21 protein-coding genes are annotated in these 22,265 nt (G+C 59.3%); 15 read left to right on the top strand and 6 right to left on the bottom strand.

Annotation, left to right across the window (positions count from 1 at the left end; all coding sequences use genetic code 11):
- The first annotated feature begins 39 nt into the window (after positions 1-39).
- The 7 genes from odhB to ACA056_RS20605 all read left to right on the top strand — a co-directional run bounded on the left by odhB (position 40) and on the right by ACA056_RS20605 (position 8,070).
- A complete protein-coding gene (odhB, locus tag ACA056_RS20635; RefSeq protein WP_010456848.1) occupies positions 40-1,260 on the top strand; it encodes a 2-oxoglutarate dehydrogenase complex dihydrolipoyllysine-residue succinyltransferase in 1,221 nt (406 codons plus the stop codon).
- 110 nt (positions 1,261-1,370) lie between these two features.
- Complete coding sequence (gene lpdA / locus ACA056_RS20630) at positions 1,371-2,807, top strand: dihydrolipoyl dehydrogenase (RefSeq protein ID WP_497267364.1); 1,437 nt, start codon at positions 1,371-1,373, stop codon at positions 2,805-2,807.
- A gap of 200 nt (positions 2,808-3,007) precedes the next feature.
- Positions 3,008-4,174 carry an ADP-forming succinate--CoA ligase subunit beta gene (sucC, locus tag ACA056_RS20625; protein ID WP_008148602.1) on the top strand — a complete coding sequence of 389 codons (1,167 nt, stop codon included), beginning with the start codon at positions 3,008-3,010 and terminating at the stop codon, positions 4,172-4,174.
- Positions 4,174-5,055, top strand: coding sequence for a succinate--CoA ligase subunit alpha (gene sucD, locus ACA056_RS20620; protein WP_008148605.1), 882 nt, complete (start codon positions 4,174-4,176; stop codon positions 5,053-5,055). Before sucC ends, sucD begins: the two co-directional genes overlap by 1 nt.
- 404 nt (positions 5,056-5,459) lie before the next feature.
- Positions 5,460-6,773 carry a branched-chain amino acid transport system II carrier protein gene (gene brnQ, locus ACA056_RS20615; RefSeq protein WP_462002182.1) on the top strand — a complete coding sequence of 438 codons (1,314 nt, stop codon included), beginning with the start codon at positions 5,460-5,462 and terminating at the stop codon, positions 6,771-6,773.
- A gap of 158 nt (positions 6,774-6,931) precedes the next feature.
- Positions 6,932-7,669 (top strand): DUF599 domain-containing protein, encoded by a 738-nt coding sequence (locus tag ACA056_RS20610; protein WP_497267361.1) that lies wholly within the window; start codon positions 6,932-6,934, stop codon positions 7,667-7,669.
- The gene (locus tag ACA056_RS20605) at positions 7,669-8,070 is read left to right on the top strand and encodes an MAPEG family protein (RefSeq protein ID WP_497267359.1); all 402 of its coding nucleotides are present in this window, start codon (positions 7,669-7,671) and stop codon (positions 8,068-8,070) included. The genes ACA056_RS20610 and ACA056_RS20605 overlap by 1 nt, the downstream gene beginning before the upstream one ends.
- Positions 8,071-8,148: 78 nt before the next feature.
- Here the strand turns inward: ACA056_RS20605 and ACA056_RS20600 are convergent, their stop codons facing one another.
- Positions 8,149-8,382, bottom strand: coding sequence for a hypothetical protein (locus ACA056_RS20600; protein ID WP_497267357.1), 234 nt, complete (start codon positions 8,380-8,382; stop codon positions 8,149-8,151).
- A gap of 158 nt (positions 8,383-8,540) precedes the next feature.
- Here ACA056_RS20600 and ACA056_RS20595 point away from each other — a divergent pair, with 158 nt between their 5' ends.
- The 4 genes from ACA056_RS20595 (at position 8,541) to ACA056_RS20580 (ending at position 12,247) form a co-directional block, all read left to right on the top strand.
- Entirely contained in the window at positions 8,541-9,017 is a 477-nt protein-coding gene (locus ACA056_RS20595; protein ID WP_497267355.1) for a PaaI family thioesterase, read from the top strand.
- Positions 9,014-9,466: a PaaI family thioesterase gene (locus ACA056_RS20590; protein WP_123364606.1), complete on the top strand. Its 453-nt coding sequence runs from the start codon at positions 9,014-9,016 to the stop codon at positions 9,464-9,466. Before ACA056_RS20595 ends, ACA056_RS20590 begins: the two co-directional genes overlap by 4 nt.
- Positions 9,467-9,547: 81 nt before the next feature.
- The gene (gene htpG, locus ACA056_RS20585) at positions 9,548-11,452 is read left to right on the top strand and encodes a molecular chaperone HtpG (protein ID WP_497267353.1); all 1,905 of its coding nucleotides are present in this window, start codon (positions 9,548-9,550) and stop codon (positions 11,450-11,452) included.
- Positions 11,453-11,518: 66 nt separating this feature from the next.
- Complete coding sequence (locus tag ACA056_RS20580; RefSeq protein WP_497267351.1) at positions 11,519-12,247, top strand: dienelactone hydrolase family protein; 729 nt, start codon at positions 11,519-11,521, stop codon at positions 12,245-12,247.
- Positions 12,248-12,377: 130 nt separating this feature from the next.
- Here the strand turns inward: ACA056_RS20580 and ACA056_RS20575 are convergent, their stop codons facing one another.
- Together ACA056_RS20575 and ACA056_RS20570 are read right to left on the bottom strand one after the other, a co-directional pair.
- Entirely contained in the window at positions 12,378-13,238 is an 861-nt protein-coding gene (locus tag ACA056_RS20575; RefSeq protein ID WP_497267349.1) for a pirin family protein, read from the bottom strand.
- Positions 13,239-13,299: 61 nt separating this feature from the next.
- The gene (locus ACA056_RS20570) at positions 13,300-13,716 is read right to left on the bottom strand and encodes an OsmC family protein (protein WP_497267347.1); all 417 of its coding nucleotides are present in this window, start codon (positions 13,714-13,716) and stop codon (positions 13,300-13,302) included.
- 253 nt (positions 13,717-13,969) lie between these two features.
- Between ACA056_RS20570 and ACA056_RS20565 the strand changes: the two genes are divergently transcribed.
- The 3 genes from ACA056_RS20565 to ACA056_RS20555 all read left to right on the top strand — a co-directional run bounded on the left by ACA056_RS20565 (position 13,970) and on the right by ACA056_RS20555 (position 18,316).
- Positions 13,970-15,595: a methyl-accepting chemotaxis protein gene (locus ACA056_RS20565; RefSeq protein WP_497267345.1), complete on the top strand. Its 1,626-nt coding sequence runs from the start codon at positions 13,970-13,972 to the stop codon at positions 15,593-15,595.
- A gap of 169 nt (positions 15,596-15,764) precedes the next feature.
- Complete coding sequence (locus ACA056_RS20560; protein ID WP_497267343.1) at positions 15,765-17,141, top strand: pyridoxal-phosphate dependent enzyme; 1,377 nt, start codon at positions 15,765-15,767, stop codon at positions 17,139-17,141.
- Entirely contained in the window at positions 17,138-18,316 is a 1,179-nt protein-coding gene (locus tag ACA056_RS20555; RefSeq protein WP_497267341.1) for a cystathionine gamma-synthase, read from the top strand. The genes ACA056_RS20560 and ACA056_RS20555 overlap by 4 nt, the downstream gene beginning before the upstream one ends.
- Before the next feature lie 64 nt (positions 18,317-18,380).
- Here ACA056_RS20555 and ACA056_RS20550 read toward each other — a convergent pair whose 3' ends face one another.
- Genes ACA056_RS20550 through purM form a run of 3 tightly spaced genes read right to left on the bottom strand, consistent with a single transcriptional unit; the run spans position 18,381 to position 20,811 of the window.
- Positions 18,381-19,094, bottom strand: a complete 714-nt coding sequence (locus ACA056_RS20550; protein ID WP_497267339.1) for a DUF3108 domain-containing protein — start codon at positions 19,092-19,094, stop codon at positions 18,381-18,383.
- An 8-nt stretch (positions 19,095-19,102) separates the two neighbouring features.
- Positions 19,103-19,753 carry a phosphoribosylglycinamide formyltransferase gene (purN, locus tag ACA056_RS20545; protein WP_497267337.1) on the bottom strand — a complete coding sequence of 217 codons (651 nt, stop codon included), beginning with the start codon at positions 19,751-19,753 and terminating at the stop codon, positions 19,103-19,105.
- Positions 19,753-20,811 carry a phosphoribosylformylglycinamidine cyclo-ligase gene (purM, locus tag ACA056_RS20540; protein ID WP_008148639.1) on the bottom strand — a complete coding sequence of 353 codons (1,059 nt, stop codon included), beginning with the start codon at positions 20,809-20,811 and terminating at the stop codon, positions 19,753-19,755. The genes purN and purM overlap by 1 nt, the downstream gene beginning before the upstream one ends.
- Before the next feature lie 382 nt (positions 20,812-21,193).
- Here purM and ACA056_RS20535 point away from each other — a divergent pair, with 382 nt between their 5' ends.
- Positions 21,194-22,255 carry a DUF8605 domain-containing protein gene (locus ACA056_RS20535; RefSeq protein WP_497267335.1) on the top strand — a complete coding sequence of 354 codons (1,062 nt, stop codon included), beginning with the start codon at positions 21,194-21,196 and terminating at the stop codon, positions 22,253-22,255.
- Positions 22,256-22,265: the final 10 nt, after the last annotated feature.

Raw genomic sequence — 22,265 nt, 5'->3', positions numbered from 1 at the left:
CTTCGCGCACCTGAAACCGAATTTAAGGACCCACAGATAATGGCTATCGAAATCAAAGCCCCCACTTTCCCGGAATCGGTTGCCGATGGCACCGTTGCCACCTGGCACAAAAAGCCGGGCGACGCCGTCAAGCGCGATGACCTGATCGTCGACATCGAAACTGACAAAGTCGTATTGGAAGTGTTGGCCACCGCTGATGGCGTGCTGGGCGCTATCGTCAAGAACGAAGGCGACACCGTTCTGTCCGACGAAGTCCTGGGCTCCATCGAAGCGGGCGGCGCTGCTGCCGCTCCAGCTGCTGCCGCTGCTCCGGCCGCTGCACAAGCTGCTGCGCCAGCCGCTGAAGGCGAAGATGATCCTGTTGCTGCACCGGCTGCTCGCAAGCTGGCTGAAGAAAACGGTATCAACATCGCTTCCGTTGCCGGCACTGGCAAAGGCGGTCGTGTGACCAAGGAAGACGTTGTTGCCGCTGTAGCTGCCAAGAAAGCCGCTCCGGCTGCCGCGCCTGCCAAGGCTGCTGCTCCTGCCGCTGCTGCTCCAGTGTTCGCTGCCGGCGATCGTATCGAGAAGCGCGTACCGATGACCCGCGTGCGGGCCACCGTCGCCAAGCGTCTGGTTGAAGCTCAATCGAACATGGCGATGCTGACCACTTTCAACGAAGTCGACATGACCGAAGTCATGGCCCTGCGTTCGAAGTACAAGGACCTGTTCGAGAAGTCCCACAACGGCGTGCGTCTGGGCTTCATGTCGTTCTTCGTCAAGGCTGCCACCGAAGCGCTGAAACGCTTCCCGGCTGTCAACGCGTCGATCGACGGGGCTGACATCGTTTATCACGGCTACGCTGACGTCGGTGTTGCTGTTTCCAGCGACCGCGGCCTGGTTGTTCCGGTTCTGCGTAACGCCGAACTGATGAGCCTGGCTGAAATCGAAGGCGGCATCGCCACCTTCGGCAAGAAGGCTCGTGACGGCAAGCTGTCGATGGACGAGATGACCGGCGGTACTTTCACAATTACTAACGGTGGTACTTTCGGTTCGATGATGTCGACGCCGATCGTTAACCCGCCGCAAGCGGCCATCCTGGGCATGCACAACATTCTGCAGCGTCCTATGGCGATCAACGGTCAGGTTGTTATCCGTCCGATGATGTACCTGGCTCTGTCCTACGATCACCGTCTGATCGATGGCAAAGAAGCTGTGACCTTCCTGGTTACCATCAAGAACCTGCTGGAAGACCCGGCTCGTTTGCTGCTGGATATCTGATTTCGTTGCACGGGCCGGCCAGTGATGGGCGGCCCTCCTGTAATGACCAGCTTCGTCCCACGACAATCCCCAAAAGGGATTGTCCGGTTTGATTCGAGAAGGAATGACACATGACTCAGAAATTCGACGTGGTAGTGATTGGCGCGGGCCCTGGCGGTTACGTGGCTGCCATTAAAGCAGCGCAACTGGGCCTCTCCACTGCCTGCATCGAGAAATACACCGACAAGGAAGGCAAACTGGCCCTCGGCGGTACTTGCCTGAACGTCGGTTGCATTCCATCCAAGGCGCTGCTGGACAGCTCCTGGAAATACAAGGAAGCCAAAGAAGGCTTCGCGATCCACGGTATCAATCACGCTGGCGTGACCATGGACGTGGCGGCAATGGTTGGCCGTAAAGCCAACATCGTCAAAGGCCTGACCTCTGGCGTTGCCACCCTGTTCAAGGCGAACGGCGTTACTTCCCTGCAAGGCCACGGCAAATTGCTGGCCGGCAAGAAAGTCGAGCTGACCAAGCCAGACGGCACCGTCGAAATCATCGAAGCCGAGAACGTGATTCTGGCTTCGGGCTCGCGTCCGATCGACATTCCACCGGCTCCGGTTGACCAGAACGTGATCGTCGATTCGACGGGCGCACTGGAATTCCCGGCCGTACCTAAGCGTCTGGGCGTTATCGGCGCTGGCGTAATCGGTCTGGAACTGGGTTCGGTCTGGTCCCGTCTGGGTTCCGAAGTGGTTGTTCTGGAAGCCCTGGAGAAGTTCCTGCCAGCTGCTGACGACGCCGTTTCCAAAGAAGCCTACAAGACCCTGACCAAACAAGGTCTGGACATCAAGCTGGGCGCTCGCGTCACCGGTTCCAAAGTGAATGGCAACGAAGTTGTCGTGAACTACACCGATGCCAATGGCGAACAGAACATCACGTTCGACAAGCTGATCGTTGCCGTTGGTCGCCGTCCGGTGACCACCGAGCTGCTGGCAGCTGACAGCGGTGTGAACATCGACGAACGTGGCTTCGTTTTCGTTGACGACCAGTGCGCCACCAGCGTTCCGGGCGTTTTCGCAATCGGTGACGTGGTTCGCGGCATGATGCTGGCGCACAAGGCGTCCGAAGAAGGCATCATGGTGGTTGAGCGCATCAAGGGCCACAAAGCCCAAATCAACTATGACCTGATCCCGTCTGTTATTTATACTCACCCGGAAATCGCGTGGGTCGGCAAAACCGAGCAGGTCTTGAAGGCTGAAGGCGTTGAAGTTAACGTTGGCACCTTCCCGTTCGCAGCCAGTGGCCGTGCCATGGCAGCCAACGACACCGGCGGTTTCGTGAAAGTAATTGCTGATGCCAAGACTGACCGCGTACTGGGCGTCCACGTAATTGGCCCGAGCGCTGCAGAACTGGTTCAGCAGGGAGCGATCGGTATGGAATTCGGCACCAGCGCGGAAGACCTGGGCATGATGGTTTTCTCCCATCCGACCCTGTCCGAAGCTTTGCACGAAGCAGCTCTGGCTGTGAATGGCGGCGCCATCCACATTGCCAACCGCAAGAAGCGTTAAGACAAGACAATAAGAAACCACGGCGGAAGGCCCGTCGTGAGCCTTGCGTGCAAGACTCACCGCGGAATGTCCGCCGGACGCAGCCTTGCGTAGTCTCACCGGTTACCCGGAACACCTACGCAAGCAGCAGTCACAGGTGGTGCGGCACTTGAACAAGTGCAGCACCGAATGCGCAGTACCTAACGAAGACGGTAATAAGCATGAATCTTCACGAGTATCAGGGTAAGCAGCTGTTCGCTGAATACGGCCTGCCAGTATCCCAGGGTTTCGCCGTAGACACCCCGGAAGCAGCAGCAGAAGCGTGCGACAAAATCGGCGGGACCGAATGGGTTGTCAAAGCCCAGGTTCACGCAGGTGGTCGCGGTAAAGCGGGCGGCGTTAAGCTGGTTCGCAGCAAAGAAGACGCCAAAGCATTCGCTCAACAGTGGTTGGGCAAGCGTCTGGTGACTTACCAGACTGATGCCAATGGTCAGCCAGTCACCAAGATCCTGGTTGAATCGTGCACTGATATCGCTAAAGAGCTGTACCTGGGCGCTGTCGTTGACCGTTCGAGCCGTCGCATCGTGTTCATGGCTTCCACCGAAGGTGGCGTGGACATCGAGAAAATCGCTCACGACACTCCTGAGAAAATCCTCAAGGCCACTATCGATCCACTGGTTGGCGCTCAGCCATTCCAGGGTCGCGAGCTGGCATTCCAGCTGGGTCTGGAAGGCAAGCAAGTTGCTCAGTTCGCCAAGATCTTCGTAGGTCTGGCCAAGCTGTTCAAGGATCACGACCTGGCTCTGCTGGAAGTGAACCCGCTGGTGATCAAGGCTGACGGCGATCTGCATTGCCTCGACGCCAAGATCAACATCGACGCCAACGCCATGTACCGTCAGCCTAAGCTGAAGACTTTCCACGATCCGTCGCAAGACGATCCGCGCGAAGCGCACGCTGCCAAGTTCGAACTGAACTACGTAGCGCTGGAAGGCAATATCGGTTGCATGGTCAACGGTGCTGGCCTGGCCATGGGTACCATGGACATCGTCAACCTGCATGGCGGCAAACCAGCCAACTTCCTCGACGTGGGCGGCGGTGCTACCAAAGAACGCGTTACCGAAGCGTTCAAGATCATCCTGTCCGACACTAACGTCGCTGCAGTATTGGTCAACATCTTCGGCGGCATCGTTCGTTGCGACATGATTGCCGAAGGCATCATCGGCGCTGTGAAAGAAGTCGGCGTGAAAATCCCGGTTGTTGTTCGCCTTGAAGGCAACAACGCTGAGCTGGGCGCTAAAGTACTGGCAGAAAGCGGTTTGAACATCATCGCTGCTACCAGCCTGACCGACGCTGCTCAACAAGTTGTCAAAGCTGCGGAGGGCAAATAATGAGCGTCCTGATCAATAAAGACACCAAAGTTATCTGCCAGGGTATTACCGGTTCGCAAGGTAGTTTCCACACCCAGCAAGCCATCGAATACGGCACCAAGATGGTTGGTGGTGTTACTCCCGGCAAAGGCGGCACCGAGCACCTGGGTCTGCCAGTGTTCAACACCGTGAAAGATGCTGTAGCTGCCACTGGCGCCACCGCCAGCGTGATCTATGTTCCAGCTCCTTTCTGCAAGGACTCCATCCTGGAAGCAGCATTCGGCGGCATCAAGCTGATCGTTTGCATCACTGAAGGCATTCCTACCCTGGACATGCTGGATGCCAAGGTCAAGTGCGACGAGCTGGGCGTAGTCCTGATCGGTCCTAACTGCCCAGGCGTGATCACTCCAGGCGAATGCAAGATCGGCATCATGCCAGGTCACATTCACTTGCCAGGCAAGGTCGGTATCGTTTCCCGTTCCGGCACCCTGACCTACGAAGCTGTGAAGCAGACTACTGACGCCGGTTTCGGTCAGTCGACTTGCGTCGGCATCGGCGGTGACCCGATCCCGGGCTCGAACTTCATCGACATCCTGAAGCTGTTCCAGGAAGACCCGAAGACCGAAGCGATCGTTATGATCGGTGAGATCGGCGGTTCGGCTGAAGAAGAAGCGGCTGCCTACATCAAGGCACATGTGACCAAGCCGGTTGTTTCCTACATCGCTGGTGTGACTGCCCCTGCGGGCAAGCGCATGGGCCATGCTGGCGCAATCATCTCTGGCGGCAAAGGCACTGCAGACGAGAAGTTTGCTGCCCTGGAAGACGCAGGCGTTAAAACCGTGCGTTCGCTGGCAGACATCGGCAAGGCTTTGTCCGAGCTGACCGGTTGGGCGATCAAGTAAGCCTCGCGCTTATCTGACGCTTCACCAAACAAAGGCCACCTTCGGGTGGCCTTTGTCGTTTCCGGCGTTTGTGTGTCGTCAGTGAGGACCTCATCGCGAGCACGCTCGCTCCCACAGGGATCCCACAGAACCTGTGGGAGCGAGCTTGCTCGCGATGGCTGACTTAAGGGCGACAACCAATTACATGCAAAAACGCGACACGGAAATGTCGCGTATCGGATAGATCGCACCCTAACAGTGCGTTTGTCGGGCAAATTCGTTAGGCTAGCAGCCATTTTTGCTTCCGCGGCCCACAAGGTTGCTACGCGCTAAACGGGTCAGTCCTATACGGACCGACAGCATTTCCCTCACCCCTCAGGGAAATCCCTCTCTAAATTCCGATTCAGTAGTGTGGTATTTCCTTAATGAAAGTGTTGAAAGGCCAGGACATCCTGGCACTTGGTTTTATGACGTTTGCTCTGTTTGTCGGGGCTGGCAACATCATCTTCCCGCCTATCGTCGGTCTGCAGTCCGGTCCACATGTCTGGATGGCGGCGCTGGGCTTTCTGATCACCGCGGTCGGTCTGCCGGTGATCACCGTTGTCGCCCTGGCCAAGGTCGGTGGCGCCATGGATGCCTTGAGCAGCCCGATCGGCAAAGTCGCCGGTGGCCTGCTGGCGGCCGCGTGCTACCTCGCTGTCGGCCCGCTGTTCGCGACACCGCGCACCGCCACCGTGTCATTCGAAGTCGGCTTGGCACCACTGACTGGCGAGAGCCCGCTGGCGCTGTTCCTCTACAGCTCGGTGTACTTCCTGCTGGTGTTTTTCATCTCGCTCTATCCGGGCCGGTTGCTGGATACCGTAGGACGTTTCCTCGCACCGCTGAAGATCATCGCCCTGGCCGCGCTCGGCATCGCAGCGTTTGCATTGCCGGCCGGTGATGTCGGCGTGGCCACCCCGGAATACGTGGCGGCACCGTTCTCCCAAGGCTTCATCAATGGTTACCTGACCATGGATACCTTGGGCGCGCTGGTGTTTGGCATTGTCATCGTCAACGCGATCCGTTCCCGTGGCGTCGAGTCGCCGGTGTTGATCACCCGTTACGCGATCATCGCCGGGCTGATTGCCGGCGTGGGCCTGGCGCTGGTTTACGTCAGCCTGTTCCGTCTCGGTTCGGGCAGCCATGAAGTGGCCGCAGGTGCCACCAACGGCGCGGCGGTCTTGCACGCTTACGTGCAACACACCTTCGGCTCTCTGGGTAGCGGATTTCTGGCGGTGCTGATTTCCCTGGCCTGTCTGGTGACGGCGGTGGGGCTGACCTGCGCCTGCGCTGAATACTTCAGCCGTGTGCTGCCGCTTTCCTACAAGACATTGGTCATCATCCTGGCCGCGTTTTCCCTGCTGGTGTCCAACCTGGGCCTCACCAAGCTGATTGCGTTCTCGATCCCGGTGCTGACCGCGATCTACCCGCCGTGCATTGCCCTGGTCGCCCTGAGCTTCTGCAAGGACTTCTGGCATGAGCAGGGCCGAATCGTCGGTCCGGTGATGCTGGTGTCGTTCATCTTCGGTTTGATCGACGCCCTCAAGGGCGCGGGTCTGGCCGACTGGATGCCGACTCAGTTGTCCCACCTGCCGCTGAGCGAGCAAGGCCTGGCCTGGCTGGTGCCGTCGGTCATGACCCTGGTCGTCGCGGTGGTTTGCGATCGCCTGCTGGGCAAACGCGAAGAAGCACTGGCTTAAGCCGCTTCATGGCCCGCCACAAGCGGGTCGTGAACACACATGGAAATGCCCCGTATCAATCGATACGGGGCATTTTTTTTGGAGTCGGTGCAGTGTCTTTTTCCTTGAACTAACGTCGAAGCACTACTTGCTTTGCCAAACACATCACAAGGACCTGCATGTCGTTCATCCACGCCAACATGATCCACATCCTCGCCGCGTTCTGGTTCGCCATCTGCTGGGGCGGCTACACCCGTTATGCGACGTGGAAGGGCCGCGACACCGCGTGCCTGGCCAGCGTGCTGCACCTTTATCGCGAAGACTGGATGCGCCGCATGCTGTTGCGCGACAACCGCATCGCTGACGCCAGCGTGATCGGTAACCTGGAGCGCAACGCCTCGTTCTTCGCCTCCAGCACACTGATTATCCTGGCCGGCATTCTCACGGTGCTCGGAGCCTCCGAAAGGGCGGTCTCGTTGTTGGCGGATATCCCGATGGTGCAACAGGCATCCCAGGGGATGTCCGAGATCAAGTTGCTGTGTCTGGCGCTGGTGTTTGTCTATGCGTTCTTTACGTTCAGCTGGTGCATGCGCCAGTACAACTTTGCGGCAATTCTTGTGGGCTCGGCACCTATGGTCGGTGAGCGTCACGTTTCCGAACAAGAGCGCAAAGCCTTTGCTGCCAGGGCGGCCCGCGTCATTTCCATGGCCGCCAACCAGTTCAACTTCGGACTGCGCTCTTACTACTTCGGCATGACCATGCTGGCCTGGTTCGTCAGCCCGTGGTTGTTCATGTTGATGAGTACCGGCGTGGTGCTGGTGTTGTATCGCCGGGAATTTCATTCCGACGTTCTCGACGTGATGGTCTATACACCTACAGAGGCGCCATTGCCCGAGGCGATTAAAGAGGCTGTTTGATGAGTATTCCGTTCTGGTGTGTGTTTATCAGTGCCTTGCTGATTTTTGTGGCAAAAATTCCCGTGGCCAAGGCGATGAATGACCAGGGTGGTTATGACAACCATCTGCCGCGTCAGCAACAGGCGCAACTGACTGGCTTTGGTGCCCGTGCGTTGGCGGCTCATCAAAACTGTTTTGAGGCGTTCATTCTGTTCGCGGTGGGGGGGTTGATGGCGCACACCACGCAGACAGCGGGGTGGTTGATCGACTTGCTGGCAATCATCTTCGTGATCACGCGAATCATTTATTTGCTGTGCTATTGGGTTGATCTGGCCTGGCAGCGGAGCCTGGTATGGGGCATCGGACTAGTGTGTTCGTTGCTGTTGATGATTAGTCCGACTTTTAAAACTATTTTGCTGTAACGCCTGCTTTGCAAACAAAAAAAAAGGCAAAAGAAAACCCGCACTTGGCGGGTTTTCTTTATCACGCTAAAAACTGTTTTAGTTTTTAGGTGCTTCTTTTGCTGCCGCTGCATCCGATTCAGCCTGAGCTTTGGCGGCTTCGGCGTTTTCTTTCGCCGCGTCGTTCACTTTATCCTGAGCTTTGCTCATGTCTTGCTGAGCTTGCTCGGCATGTTGGTTAGCATCTTGAGCTTTGTCCTCGGATTTTTTATCGCAGGCTGCGAGACCGAGGGAAGCGGTCAACATCAAGGCAATAGCTAAAGTCTTACGCATGGGGTGTTTCTCCTTATGGAAAATATATCTACTGGCCTTTCGAGCACAGCCCATAGCGTTAAGTTCCTCAATTCATACAGATATATAAGTTTATTCCGACGGGAACTTTTACTAAAAACGCCTAGTGCGTTGCCTGAACACTAAAAGAGTTTATGAAAATGGCCGAAACCCCCGTTTTTGAGCGCGCTACACGATTTCTATCGGCGCTGCGACATTGTCAGGTTCTTGGGCTGCGGGTTCACAGTGCCAGCAGCGAAGGCCTGACGGTCATCTTGCCATACAGTCCTCAAATTGTTGGCAACCCGCAAACCGGCGTGATTCATGGCGGGGCGCTGACCTCGCTGATGGACACTGCCTGCGGCATGTCCACCCTCTGCGTGCTGCCCGAGTTCGAAGTTTGTCCGACCCTCGACCTGCGCATCGACTACATGCACGCCGCCGAGCCGCATAAAGATGTCTATGGTTTTGCCCAGTGCTACCGGGTGACCACGGATGTGATCTTTGCTCGCGGTTTCGCCTACCAGGACGATCCCGAGCAGCCCATCGCCCACGTGGTGGGCACCTTCATGCGCATGGGCAAAGCCATCAAGGGCACCAAAGGCTTTGGCGGCGTCATCGCCGGAGGTACGAAATGACCGACGCGTTCAAGGAACAACTTCAGCAGGCACATGAGCAGGGCGACTACGCGTCGCTGCTGCACCTGATTCCCTACGCCAAATTGATCGGCATCGAATGTTCGCGGGTGGGGGATGATCTGCTGTTTCGCTTGCCGGCCAACAAGGACAACATTGGTAACCCTTTATTGCCGGCGATTCATGGTGGCGTGATCGCCGGGTTCATGGAGCTGTCCGCAGCGCTGCACCTGCTGATTTTCACCGGTTCGCCGGGTGTGCCGAAGATCATCGATTTCTCCCTCGACTATCTGCGCGCCGGGCAGTTTCGCGACACCTGGGCCAGATGCCAGGTTTGCCGGCAGGGTCGCCGGGTCGCCAACGTTGCGATTACGGCCTGGCAAAGCACCGAAGCCGAACCGATTGCCACAGCCCGCGCCCATTTCAAAATTGAAGAGCCCTTGAAATCCTGAACTCAGCCCCCAACTTTGATGACAACCCGCCGCCGACCCTTCAGGTCGCGGCCACTGCCATCTGATTGGAGTTTGATGACCATGAGTGTGGAAACTCAAAAGGAAACCCTGGGCTTCCAGACCGAGGTGAAGCAACTGCTGCACCTCATGATCCATTCGCTGTATTCCAACAAGGAAATTTTCCTTCGCGAATTGATCTCGAACGCCTCTGACGCTGTCGACAAATTACGTTTCGAAGCCCTGTCCAAGCCTGAGTTGCTGGAAGGTGGCGCCGAACTGAAAATCCGTGTGAGCTTCGACAAGGACGCTAAAACCGTCACCCTCGAAGACAACGGCATCGGCATGAGCCGTGAAGATGCGATCACCCACCTGGGTACCATCGCCAAATCCGGCACCGCCGATTTCATGAAACATCTCTCCGGCGATCAGAAAAAAGACTCGCACCTGATCGGTCAATTCGGTGTGGGTTTCTACTCTGCATTCATCGTCGCCGATAAAGTCGACGTGTTCAGCCGGCGTGCCGGTGCTGCTGCCAGCGAAGGCGTGCACTGGTCGTCCAAGGGTGAAGGCGATTTTGAAGTTGCCACCGTTGATAAAGCCGAGCGCGGCACCCGTATCGTCCTGCACCTGAAATCCGGTGAAGACGAATTCGCCGATGGCTGGCGTCTGCGCAACATCATCAAGAAGTACTCCGACCACATCGCTCTGCCGATCGAGTTGCCGAAAGAAGTGGCCGCCGCTGAAGGCGAAGAGCAACCGGCCGTTGAATGGGAAACCGTCAACCGCGCCAGCGCCCTGTGGACTCGCCCTCGCACTGAAGTGAAAGACGAGGAATACCAGGAGTTCTACAAACACGTCGCTCACGACTTCGAGAACCCGCTGAGCTGGAGCCACAACAAGGTCGAAGGCAAGCTCGAATACAGCTCGCTGCTCTACGTGCCGGCCCGTGCTCCATTCGATCTGTACCAGCGTGAAGCGCCGAAAGGCCTGAAGCTGTACGTGCAGCGCGTGTTCGTGATGGATCAGGCAGAGTCGTTCCTGCCGCTGTACCTGCGCTTCATCAAAGGCGTGGTCGATTCCAACGACCTGTCGCTGAACGTGTCGCGGGAAATCCTGCAGAAAGATCCGATCATCGATTCCATGAAGTCGGCGCTGACCAAGCGCGTTCTCGACATGCTGGAAAAGCTGGCGAAGAACGAGCCTGAGCAATACAAGAGCTTCTGGAAAAACTTTGGCCAGGTCATGAAAGAAGGCCCGGCAGAAGACTTCGCCAACAAAGAGAAAATCGCAGGCCTGCTGCGTTTCGCATCGACCAGCGGTGATGAAGGCGAGCAAGTGGTGGGTCTGGCCGAATACCTGGCTCGCGCCAAGGAAGGTCAGGACAAGATCTACTACCTGACCGGCGAAACCTACGCGCAAGTCAAAAACAGCCCGCACCTGGAAGTCTTCCGCAAGAAAGGCATCGAAGTGCTGCTGCTGACCGACCGCATCGACGAGTGGCTGATGAGCTACCTCAGCGACTTCGACGGCAAGAGCTTTGTCGACGTGGCGCGCGGTGACCTGGACCTGGGCAACCTGGACTCGGAAGAGGACAAGAAAGCTGCGGAAGAAGTCGCCAAGTCCAAAGAAGGTCTGGTTGAGCGTCTGAAAACTGCACTGGGCGACTCCGTTGCTGAAGTGCGGGTTTCGCACCGTCTGACCGATTCCCCGGCGATTCTGGCCATCGGCGAGCAGGACCTGGGCATGCAGATGCGTCAGATCCTGGAAGCCAGCGGTCAGAAGGTTCCGGAATCGAAGCCGATCTTCGAATTCAACCCGGCTCACCCGTTGATCGAGAAGCTCGACAACGAGCAGAGCGACGAGCGCTTCGGCGACCTGTCGCACATTCTCTTCGATCAGGCGGCCCTGGCCGCCGGCGACAGCTTGAAAGACCCGGCCGCATACGTGCGCCGTCTCAACAAGCTGCTGGTTGAACTGTCGGTTTAACTACGTTGTACAAAAACCCGCTTCGGCGGGTTTTTTTATTCTGGTGTCTTTTACTGGGAGTTAGTCATGAGCCAGATCACTGTTCGTTCCGTCGTTTATCAGATTGATGGCCAGTCGTATGAAAGCCGTCTGGCGTTCGATGCCGACCACAAAGGCCCACGTCCCGGCCTGTTGATGGCGCCGAACTGGATGGGCGTCAGCGCCGGTGCGGAGGAGATCGCCAAGTCCGTGGCGTCCAAGGGTTATGTGGTGCTGATCGCGGACCTCTACGGCCAGTCGATCCGTCCGAAGAACGGCGACGAGGCGGGTGCAGCCATGATGCCGCTCAAGCATGACCGGCCGTTGTTGCGCAAACGCATGCAAGCAGCGTTCGATCAGCTGCAAATCCAGGACGAAGCGGCGGTCGATAGCTCGAAACTGGCGACCTTTGGTTTCTGCTTCGGTGGTTGCTGCGCGCTGGATCTGGCTCGCACCGGAGCGCCGGTGAAGGCGGCGGTGTCGTTCCACGGAACGCTGGATTCGCCGAGCCCGGGGGACGCCAAAAACATCAATGGCTCGGTGCTGGTGCTGCACGGCGCATCCGATCCATTGGTGCCGAAAGAGCAACTGCCGGCGTTTGAAGCTGAAATGAATGCGGCGGGTGTGGATTGGCAACTGCTGAGCTACGGCGGCGCGGTGCATTCCTTCACCGATCCGCACGCCAATGTGCCGGGCATGATGATGTATGACGCGAAGACGGCGGGGCGTGCGTTTACCTCGATGTACAACTTGCTGGATGAAGTGTTTAAGGGCTGAGTGCTGCTTAGGCTGACATCGTTGGTGTTAGGTCTGGCCTCATCGCGAGCAAGCTCGCTCCCACAGGGTGCCGCGTTCCAATGTGGGAGCGAGCTTGCTCGCGATGGCGGTTTAACTGGCACTGAAGATCTCAGGGCAATTCGATCCGCTCACTTTCCCCCGGCACCGTCGGCCAATCCCCGGCCGCCCAGCGTCGCCGCGCCTCATCGATCAACGCCGGATCGCTCGCCACGAAGTTCCAGTTGATCCGCCGCGGCCCATCCAGCGGCGCACCACCAAACAGCACGGCATGACAGTCGCTTTCAGCGAACAGCGTCATCTCTTCCCCGACCGGCAACACCACCAGCGAAAGCGGCTCTATCAGCTCGCCATCCAGTTGCACCTCGCCGTCCAGCACATACAACGCCCGCTCTTCATGCTCGGTTGGAATCAGCAATGTGGTCGCCGTTTGCAGGTTCAATTCGGCATACAGCGTCGGAGAAAGCACCGGGACCGGTGATTCCAGGCAAAAGCCTGACCCGGCAATCATCCGGATCTTCACCCCCAGGTTATCGCTGACCGGCAGCGTGGCCGCGGGATGGTGACTGTAGTGTCCGGGGCCGTGCTCTTTATCTTTCGGTGAGGCCAGCCAAATCTGCAAACCATGCAGGGTGAAGCCGCTGTCCTTCAACGCCTCAGGCGTGCGCTCGACGTGAGCAATCGCGCTGCCCGCCGTCATCCAGCTGACATCACCGGCGTCCACCACTTGGTCGGAGCCGAGGCTGTCCTTGTGCTGGATTTTTCCTTCGAACAAGTACGTAAGAGTCGACAGACCAATATGCGGATGCTGACGGATGTTCATGCCTTTTCCCGCCTCATAACGGGTTTCGAGCATGTGGTCGAAAAACACGAAAGGCCCGACGCTGCGGCATTTGGCTGACGGCAACGGGCGAAGAATTGGCTGGCCTTCGACATCTTCGGCGCGGGGACGGATCACGAGCGGAGTGTTCATGCTGCATTCCAGGCTGAGCGGGTAATGCGTGGAGCATAACCCGCTTGCGCAGCCCTTGCCGCTATTGGCTGAAGGTACCTTCAGACAGGTGCGTTTCGATGCTGACCTCGGTGGTGGTCATCAGCTTGTGGACCGGGCAACGGTCGGCCACGCGGTGCAGCTCATCGCGCTGAGCGTCGGTGAGCACACCCTTGAGGGTCAATTTGACGTGCAGGGCATATTTACCTTTCTGCTCTTCGCTGTTGTCACGTTTGACTTCGACTGTGACACCGGTCAGCGGGATGTCTTTCTTCTTCGCGTACATCTTCAGGGTCAGGGCCTTGCAGGCACCCAGGGCCGCGTCGAAGTAATCGTGCGGCTCGGGCGCCGAGCCTTCGCCGCCGGCGAGTGTCGGTACATCGGCAAAGAGTTCGTGATCATCGATCTGTACGCTGTGACGAAAACCTTCGGCGGAAACGGTATTGACGGTGACAGTCATGGGAAACCTCGCAGGCAACAGGAAAAAGTCATTCGGTCAAAAAAGACCTTGAAGGTATAGAGCATTCCTCCCATGACGCGTTCCACTTTCTCACTCGCCCATTGCCGTGCGCTGAATCGTTACCGCCCGACGATCGAAGTAGTAAGGCGTTTTGATATCACTTTTTCGTCTTACGCAAAATCTCTCAGGGCCGATACCTTCTAAGGCAACCCGCTGCAGGATTGGGGCGGCCCTTTTGGAAGGAACCAGATTAATGAGTATCAGAAGTCTCAATATTGCGTCGCGCGCGGGCCTGGGTTTTGGTCTGCTGGCGTTGATGGTGTTTGGATTGGGGGCGTTCGCCCTGCTGCAAATGTCGAACATGCGCGCGCAGTCCGATCAGGTTGATGACAACTGGCTGCCCAGCGTGATGGCGGTCGGGGAGATGAATCAGGACATGCTGCGGCTGCGGGCATTGACCATGCGCCTGCTGATCAATCGGGACCCGCAGGCGCTGGCGCAAAACGTCAGCAAACTCAACGAACTCAAAGGCAACCTCAGTGAGCCTCAGCAGCGTTATGACGCGCTGATCGTGCTGCCCGAAGAGCGTGTGCTGTTCGACCGCTTCAAAGCCTCGGAGCAACAATACCTGCAGTTCCAGGCTCAGGTGATGACGCTGTCTGCTCAGGGACGGGTGGATGAGGCGGCCGCCATGCTCAATGGCGAGATGAGTCCGTTGGCCGATGAAATCGCCGTCACCCTCAAGTCATTGGTCGAACTGAACAAGCACAACGCCAACCTGGCGACGGAAGCGGGGCGCCAGGTGTTTAGCCATTCGCGAGTCTGGGTCGGGGTGATGATCGGCCTGACGGCGCTGATGACCATCGGCCTGGCGCTGCTGCTGACCCGCAGCATCGTCGTGCCGCTTTCCCAATCGTTGAAGGTGGCTGAAGGGGTGGCTGGCGGCGATCTCACCGGTGATATCAGCATCACCGGCAAGGACGAGCCGGCGCGGCTGTTGCACGCGCTCAAGAGTATGCAGGGGAGTTTGCGCGAAACCCTCCGGCGTATTTCCGACTCGTCCAGCCAATTGGCCTCGGCTTCGGAAGAACTCAGTTGTGTGACCGAAGAGGCCACCCGGGGCCTGCATCAGCAGAGCCTGGAAATCGACCAGGCCGCCACGGCGGTGAATCAGATGACCGCGGCGGTCGAGGAGGTCGCGAGCAATGCGGTGGCCACATCCGAAGCGTCTCGGGAATCCGACCGGATCGCCCAGCACGGTCGTGAGCAGGTGCATCAGACCGTGTTGTCCATCGAGTCCCTGGCCGACGATGTCACGGCCAATGCGACCCAGGTCGAGGACCTGGCGCAGAAAGTCTATGGCATCAGCAAAGTCCTGGATGTGATTCGATCGATTGCCGAGCAGACGAACTTGCTGGCCCTGAACGCGGCCATCGAAGCGGCGCGGGCCGGGAGTGCCGGGCGCGGCTTTGCGGTGGTGGCCGATGAAGTGCGGGCGCTGGCGCACCGGACGCAGCAATCGACCCAGGAAATCGAACAGATGATTTCCGGTATCCAGAAAGGCACCGATGCTGCGGTCAGCTCGATGCAGCAGAGCAACACGCGCGCGCGTTCGACCCTGGAAGTGGCGAAAGCAGCGGGCACGGCGCTGGAAGAAATCGCCACGGCGTTTACCCTGATCAATGAGCGCAACCTGGTGATCGCCAGCGCCTCGGAGGAGCAAGCGGCTGTCGCGCGAGAGGTGGATCGCAATCTGATGAACATTCGCGATCTGGCGTTGCAGACGTCGGCCGGGGCGAATCAAACCAGTGCCGCGAGCCAGGAGCTGTCTCGGTTGGCGGTCGATCTGAATACGATGGTGGCGCGGTTCTCGGTCTGAGCGCCGAGCGGCTTTGTTGTTCCGGCGACGCTACCGGCTGGCTGTGCAAGGTTGCGGGTGGCGCCATCCCGGCCTATGGTCCAAGCGATACTTTGCCTGCGACTGGCGCGCGATGACTCGCGGTCGGTTGCTGTCCATCCAGTGCTGATTTCCATAGCGAGGTGACGACATGCCCACCGACTCCCGACCCGCCGTGCTCGAACTGATCGGCAATACGCCGCTGGTGCGCGTCAGCCGTTTCGATACCGGCCCGTGCACGCTGTTCCTCAAGCTCGAATCGCAGAACCCCGGCGGCTCGATCAAGGATCGCATCGGCCTGGCGATGATCGACGCCGCCGAGCGCGATGGCAGCCTGCGACCCGGCGGCACCATCGTCGAGGCCACCGCCGGCAACACCGGTCTTGGTCTGGCCCTGGTCGGCCGTGCCAAGGGTTACCGAGTGGTGTTGGTGGTGCCGGACAAGATGTCCACCGAGAAGGTCTTGCACCTCAAGGCGATGGGCGCCGAGGTGCACATCACCCGCTCCGACGTCGGCAAGGGCCATCCCGATTACTACCAGGACGTTGCGGCGCGGCTGGCGCAGGAAATTCCCGATGCCTTCTTCGCCGATCAATTCAACAACCCGGCCAACCCGCTGGCCCACGAATGCAGCACCGCGCCGGAAATCTGGGCGCAGACTCAGCATGATGTGGACGCCATTGTTGTCGGCGTCGGGTCGGCCGGCACGCTGACCGGGCTGACCCGCTTCTTTCGCCGCGTGCAACCGGAGCTGGTCATGGTGCTGGCCGATCCGGTCGGCTCAGTGATGGCCGAATACAGCCGCAGCGGCACCATGAACACGCCCGGCTCCTGGGCGGTGGAGGGCATCGGCGAGGACTTCATTCCGTCGATCGCCGACCTGTCCAGCGTGCGCCACGCCTACTCGATCAGCGACGAGGAAAGCTTCGATCATGCCCGCCAACTGTTGCGCGCCGAAGGCATACTCGGCGGCTCTTCGACCGGCACACTGCTGGCGGCGGCGCTGCGTTACTGCCGCGAGCAGACCGAGCCGAAGCGGGTCGTCAGCTTCGTCTGCGACACCGGCACGCGCTATCTGTCGAAGGTCTACAACGACCAGTGGATGAACGATCAGGGCTTGCTGCAGTACAAACATTACGGCGATCTGCGCGATCTGATCTCACGACGCTTCGAGGATGGCCGGGTGGTCAGCGTGGGCCCGGACGATACGCTGCTCACCGCTTTCCAGCGCATGCGCCTGGCGGATGTGTCGCAACTGCCAGTGCTGGAGGGCGGGCAGCGGCTGGTCGGCGTGATCGACGAATCCGACATTCTGCTGGGCATGCAAGAAGATGCTTCGCACTTTCGCGCGAGCGTGGCCAGCGCGATGACCGATAAGCTGCAAACCCTGCCACCAAGCGCCAGTCTGGCGGATCTACGGGCAGAGCTCGACCGTGGGCTGGTGGCGATCATCGCCGATGCTTCGGGCTTCTACGGCTTGATTACTCGAGTCGACATGCTCATTCACCTACGGAGATCCCTTACATGAGTCAACACGATGAAAACGCTGTGCCACGTGCCTTCGCCACCCGTGTGATCCATGCCGGGCAAACGCCCGACCCTACCACCGGGGCGCTGATGCCGCCGATTTACGCCAATTCCACCTATTTGCAGCAGAGCCCCGGTGTGCACAAGGGCTTCGACTACGGGCGCTCGCACAACCCGACGCGCTTTGCGCTGGAGCGTTGCGTTGCAGACCTCGAAGGCGGCACCCAGGCCTTCGCGTTCGCGTCCGGGCTGGCGGCGATCTCCACCGTGCTCGAACTGCTCGACGCGGGCTCGCACATCGTCTCTGGCAATGATTTGTACGGCGGCACCTTTCGGCTGTTCGACAAGGTGCGCAAACGCAGCGCCGGGCATCGCTTCAGCTTCGTCGATCTGACTGACCTGGAGGGATTCGAAGCGGCACTGCAGCCCGACACGAAGATGGTTTGGGTTGAGACGCCAAGCAATCCCTTGCTGAGTCTGACGGACCTCGCCGCCGTCGGACGCATCTGTCGCTCGCGAGGCATCATTTGTGTCGCCGACAACACCTTTGCCAGTCCCTGGATACAACGCCCGCTGGAGCAGGGCTTCGACATCGTGCTGCACTCGACGACCAAGTACCTGAACGGCCACTCCGACGTGATTGGCGGCATCGCGGTGATCGGACAAAACGCAGACCTGGCGGAGCGTCTGGGCTTCCTACAGAACTCGGTAGGCGCGATCGCCGGGCCGTTCGACGCTTTCCTCACCCTGCGCGGCGTGAAGACCCTGGCGCTGCGCATGGAGCGCCACTGCAACAACGCGCTGGACCTGGCGCAATGGCTGGAGCGTCAGCCGCAGGTGGCGCGTGTCTATTATCCGGGCCTGCCGTCGCACCCGCAGCACGCACTGGCGCAGCGGCAGATGCGTGGTTTCGGCGGGATGATATCCCTCGACCTGAACAGCGATCTGGCCGGTGCCACGCGCTTCCTCGAGAGTGTTCGGATCTTCGCCTTGGCCGAGAGCCTGGGCGGGGTGGAAAGCCTGATCGAGCACCCGGCGATCATGACCCACGCCAGCATCCCCGCAGACACCCGTGCGCAACTCGGCATCGGCGATGCGTTGGTGCGGTTGTCCGTGGGGGTCGAGGATGTCGAAGACCTGCGCGACGACCTGGCACAGGCGCTGGCGCGGATCTGAATGTCAGCAGGCAAAAAAAAATCCGGAACCCTTATCGGATTCCGGATTTTTGTGTCGAGCCGGATCAGCTGCCTTTGACAGCCTTGCCGTTGACCGTACCGTCGAGGAGCATGATGTTGTACTCCTTGCCGTCGGTTTCAACCTGTTGCAGACGAACCAGCAGGTAATCCCAGTCCTTGGCGAACCACAGGACGGTGATGCGCTTGCTTTGTGTCGGGTCGCGCACGCGCTCGACCTTGATGGCATCGATCTGGCCAGCTTTGGTGTCAACCTTTTCCGAACCCAGCACGCGGAAATCATAGGTATCGACTTCACCATCGTCGACGACTTGATAGCTCATGCTTTTCTTGCCAGCGGCCACGTCGTGCTGCAGGGCGAGCTGATAAGTGGATTTGTCGACCATGCCGCGGTTGAGCGGGATCTTGACCGGGTCACCGCGATCGGTGCCGGTGACCATTTTGTTGGTCCAGTCGAAATCCAGGTCAGCCTTCTTGGCTTTACCCAGGCCACCACGTTCGAAGTGGTAGGACTGTGGCAGCAGCGTGTCCTTGTCCAGGGTCAGGGTGCTTTCTTCGGTCAGGCTGGCGATCATCATCGAGGCCTTGAAGCTGAGCTTCCAGGTGCCGTTGGCTTGCTTGGTCAGGCTGCGTTCAGCGGTGCCGCTCATGGGCAACTGCTTCCAGTCAGCGGTGTAGCTGGCGGAGAAAGGTTGAAGTTCTGCAGCCTGCGCAAAAGGCAGTGCGAGCAGAGCGCAAGCGAAGAGCAGGGCGCGACGCATAAAATCTCCTAGGTTCGAATCAAGTGGCCGCTGGCCGCGAGTAACTTTCCATCCAGTAAAGCACCTTGCTCGCCGAGTGATACACGACCTTCGGCAAACCAGCGTACAGCCAGCGGGTAGATCAGGTGTTCCTGGGTATGAACTCGCTGCGCCAGACTCTGCGGCGAATCGTGTAACTCTACCGGTATTACTGCCTGTACGACCAGTGGTCCGCCATCGAGTTCCTCGGTGACGAAGTGCACGGAACAGCCGTGTTCAGTGTCGCCGGCCTCCAGCGCGCGCTGATGGGTGTGTAACCCCTTGTATTTGGGCAGCAGCGAGGGATGGATGTTGAGCAGGCGACCCGCGTAGTGGCGCACGAAGTCAGCGCTGAGAATGCGCATGAAACCGGCCAGTACCACGAGTTTGGGGTTGAACGCGTCGATCAGTTCGATCAGCGCGGCATCGAAGGCCTCGCGGCCTTCGAAAGCCTTGTGATCCAGGGTGCGGGTGTCAATACCCGCGTCCCTGGCGCGTTGCAGGCCGTAGGCGTCGGCGCGGTTGGAAATCACCGCAGCGATGCGGGCCGGGCTGTCGCCGGTCCGCGTGCTGTCGATCAAGGCCTGCAAGTTACTGCCGGTGCCGGACAACAGCACCACCACATCACAGGTCTGGGACATCAATGAGCCTTGAGGTTCTTCAGTTCAACCTGAGCCGCGCCTTCGGCAGCGGTGGAGATCTGACCGATGACCCAAGGCTGCTCGCCGGCTTCGCGCAGGACGTTCAGGGCGGTTTCGACGTGCTCTTGAGCAACGCAGATGACCATGCCCACGCCGCAGTTCAGCACGCGGTGCATTTCGTTTTCGTCGACGTTGCCTTTCTCTTGCAGCCAGTCGAACACGGCAGGACGGGTCCAGCTCGCAACGTCAACCACGGCTTGTGCGCCTTTTGGCAGAACGCGCGGGATGTTGTCCAGCAGGCCACCACCGGTGATGTGGGCCATGGCTTTGACGGCGCCGGTTTCCTTGATCAGCTTGAGCAGCGGCTTCACGTAGATACGGGTCGGGGCCATCAGCAGGTCGGTCAATGGTTTGCCGTCGAGCTGGATGTTTTCGATGTCGGCACCGGACACTTCGATGATCTTGCGGATCAGCGAGTAGCCGTTGGAGTGCGGGCCGGAAGACGGCAGGGCGAGCAGGGCATCGCCGGCAGCGACTTTGGAGCCGTCGATGATTTCGGATTTTTCCACGACGCCGACGCAGAAGCCGGCCAGGTCGTAGTCTTCGCCTTCGTACATGCCAGGCATTTCAGCGGTTTCGCCGCCAACCAGGGAGCAGCCGGACAATTCACAGCCAGCGCCAATGCCGGTCACGACCTGGGTCGCGGTTTCGACGTTGAGTTTGCCGGTGGCGTAGTAGTCGAGGAAGAACAGCGGCTCGGCGCCGCAGACCACCAGGTCGTTCACGCACATGGCCACCAGGTCGATGCCGATGCTGTCGTGCTTGTTCAGGTTCAGCGCCAGACGCAGCTTGGTGCCCACGCCGTCAGTACCGGAAACCAGCACTGGCTGTTTGTAGCCGGCCGGGATTTCGCAGAGGGCGCCGAAACCGCCCAGGCCGCCCATGACTTCCGGGCGCGCAGTGCGCTTGGCGACGCTCTTGATGCGTTCGACCAATGCTTCACCGGCGTCGATGTCTACACCGGCGTCCTTGTAGCTCAGGGAGGGTTGCTTGCTCATGATCCAGGCCTTTAGGGGGGATTCAGGGGTAACGACCGAGTTCAGTGGGACCACCGAAACTGACGAAGGCGATTGCCATCCGCGAATTTCAGGGTGCCCGGCTGTTGCCGGTCTGCGAAGGCGCGCGATTTTATCAGGCTTGAGGGGCAGCGGCCATCCTCAGGCCGACGGCAGGGGCATATCAGCTTAAAAAAACCTTCATTGCCCGTGTTGGTCGCATCCTTCATGGCTGTATAAGGTATCGCTATTAACCGTCTATCGTTAGGACAGTGCAAAAACTTACCAGGGTCAGGTGAATGTTTTGCTTGGGGGCGTGGTCACAGCCTTGCTCAATCCGGTTCACGCGGCCTGTTCCAGCCGCTCTTGTCGTCAGGAATCCTCCATGCGTTTTTTTTCTAGATTTTTGTTTGCGGGCTGTATGTCATTGGTCAGCCTGGCGAGTCATGCCGAAACCGTCAAAAATCTGTATCAGGTGCGTCAGCCTGTCAGTGGTCAAACCCCGGAAGTGCGCGATCAAGCGACCCAGCAAGCGCTGGATACGTTGGTGTTGCGTCTGACCGGCGATCCCAAGGCTGCGCAAAGTCCGGGGTTGGCGGCACTGCGCAAGGACCCGCAGCAAATCATCAGTCAGTACGGCTTTGACGCCGGCCCGCCGGAAGTGCTGAAGGTCGATTTCGATCCGGCCACCACCGAGCAAGCGTTGCGCCGTGCCGGGTTGTCGTTGTGGGGGGCGAACCGGCCTTCGATCCTCGGCTGGTGGTTGAACGACTCCACCGAGGGTTCGAGCCTGGTCGGCGATGGCCAGGCCAGTGCTGCGCCGTTGCGCCGAGCGGCTCAACACCGCGGTTTGCCGCTGCGCTTGCCGCTGGCCGATCTGAGTGAGCAAATCGTCGCCACTGCACCGAATCTGGAAGGTACGGACGCGACGCCACTGCGCGGGGTATCGGAGCGTTACAACGCTGATGCCTTGCTCGCGGTGCATGCCCGTGAAGAGGGCGGACAGTGGCAGGCCAAGTGGAATCTGTGGCTCGGCGACAAGAAGGAGGCGGGCAGCGTGCAGGGCGCGGATCAGGCCGTGGTGGCCGATGCGGTGATGCTGGCGGTCAGTGAGCGGCTGGCGCCCCGTTTTGTCGTCAAACCGGGTGCTTCGGGCGAGCAATTACTCGAAGTGCAGGGCATGAACCTGGAGCGCTACGCGGCGCTTGGGCGTTTGCTGGAGCCGTTTGGTGCGCGTCTGCAAAGTGTCGACGGTGAGCGCATTCTCTATCGGGTCAATGGCAGCGCCGAACAGTTGAAGGCGCAGTTGTCGCTGGCCAGATTGCAGGAAGTTCCAGCGGGTGAGGCGCCAGCCCCCGCCGCCCCCGTTCAACCTGCAGTCGACGGTTCGACACCGGCCGTAGCGCCAGCGCCGGCACCGACGCCGCAGTTGCGTTTCCGTTGGTAAGGTTTTCTTT

Source organism: Pseudomonas sp. LBUM1666 (assembly GCF_059695775.1).
The sequence above is the reverse complement of the archived record's forward strand: the minus strand, read 5'-3'. Positions and strand labels throughout refer to the sequence as shown.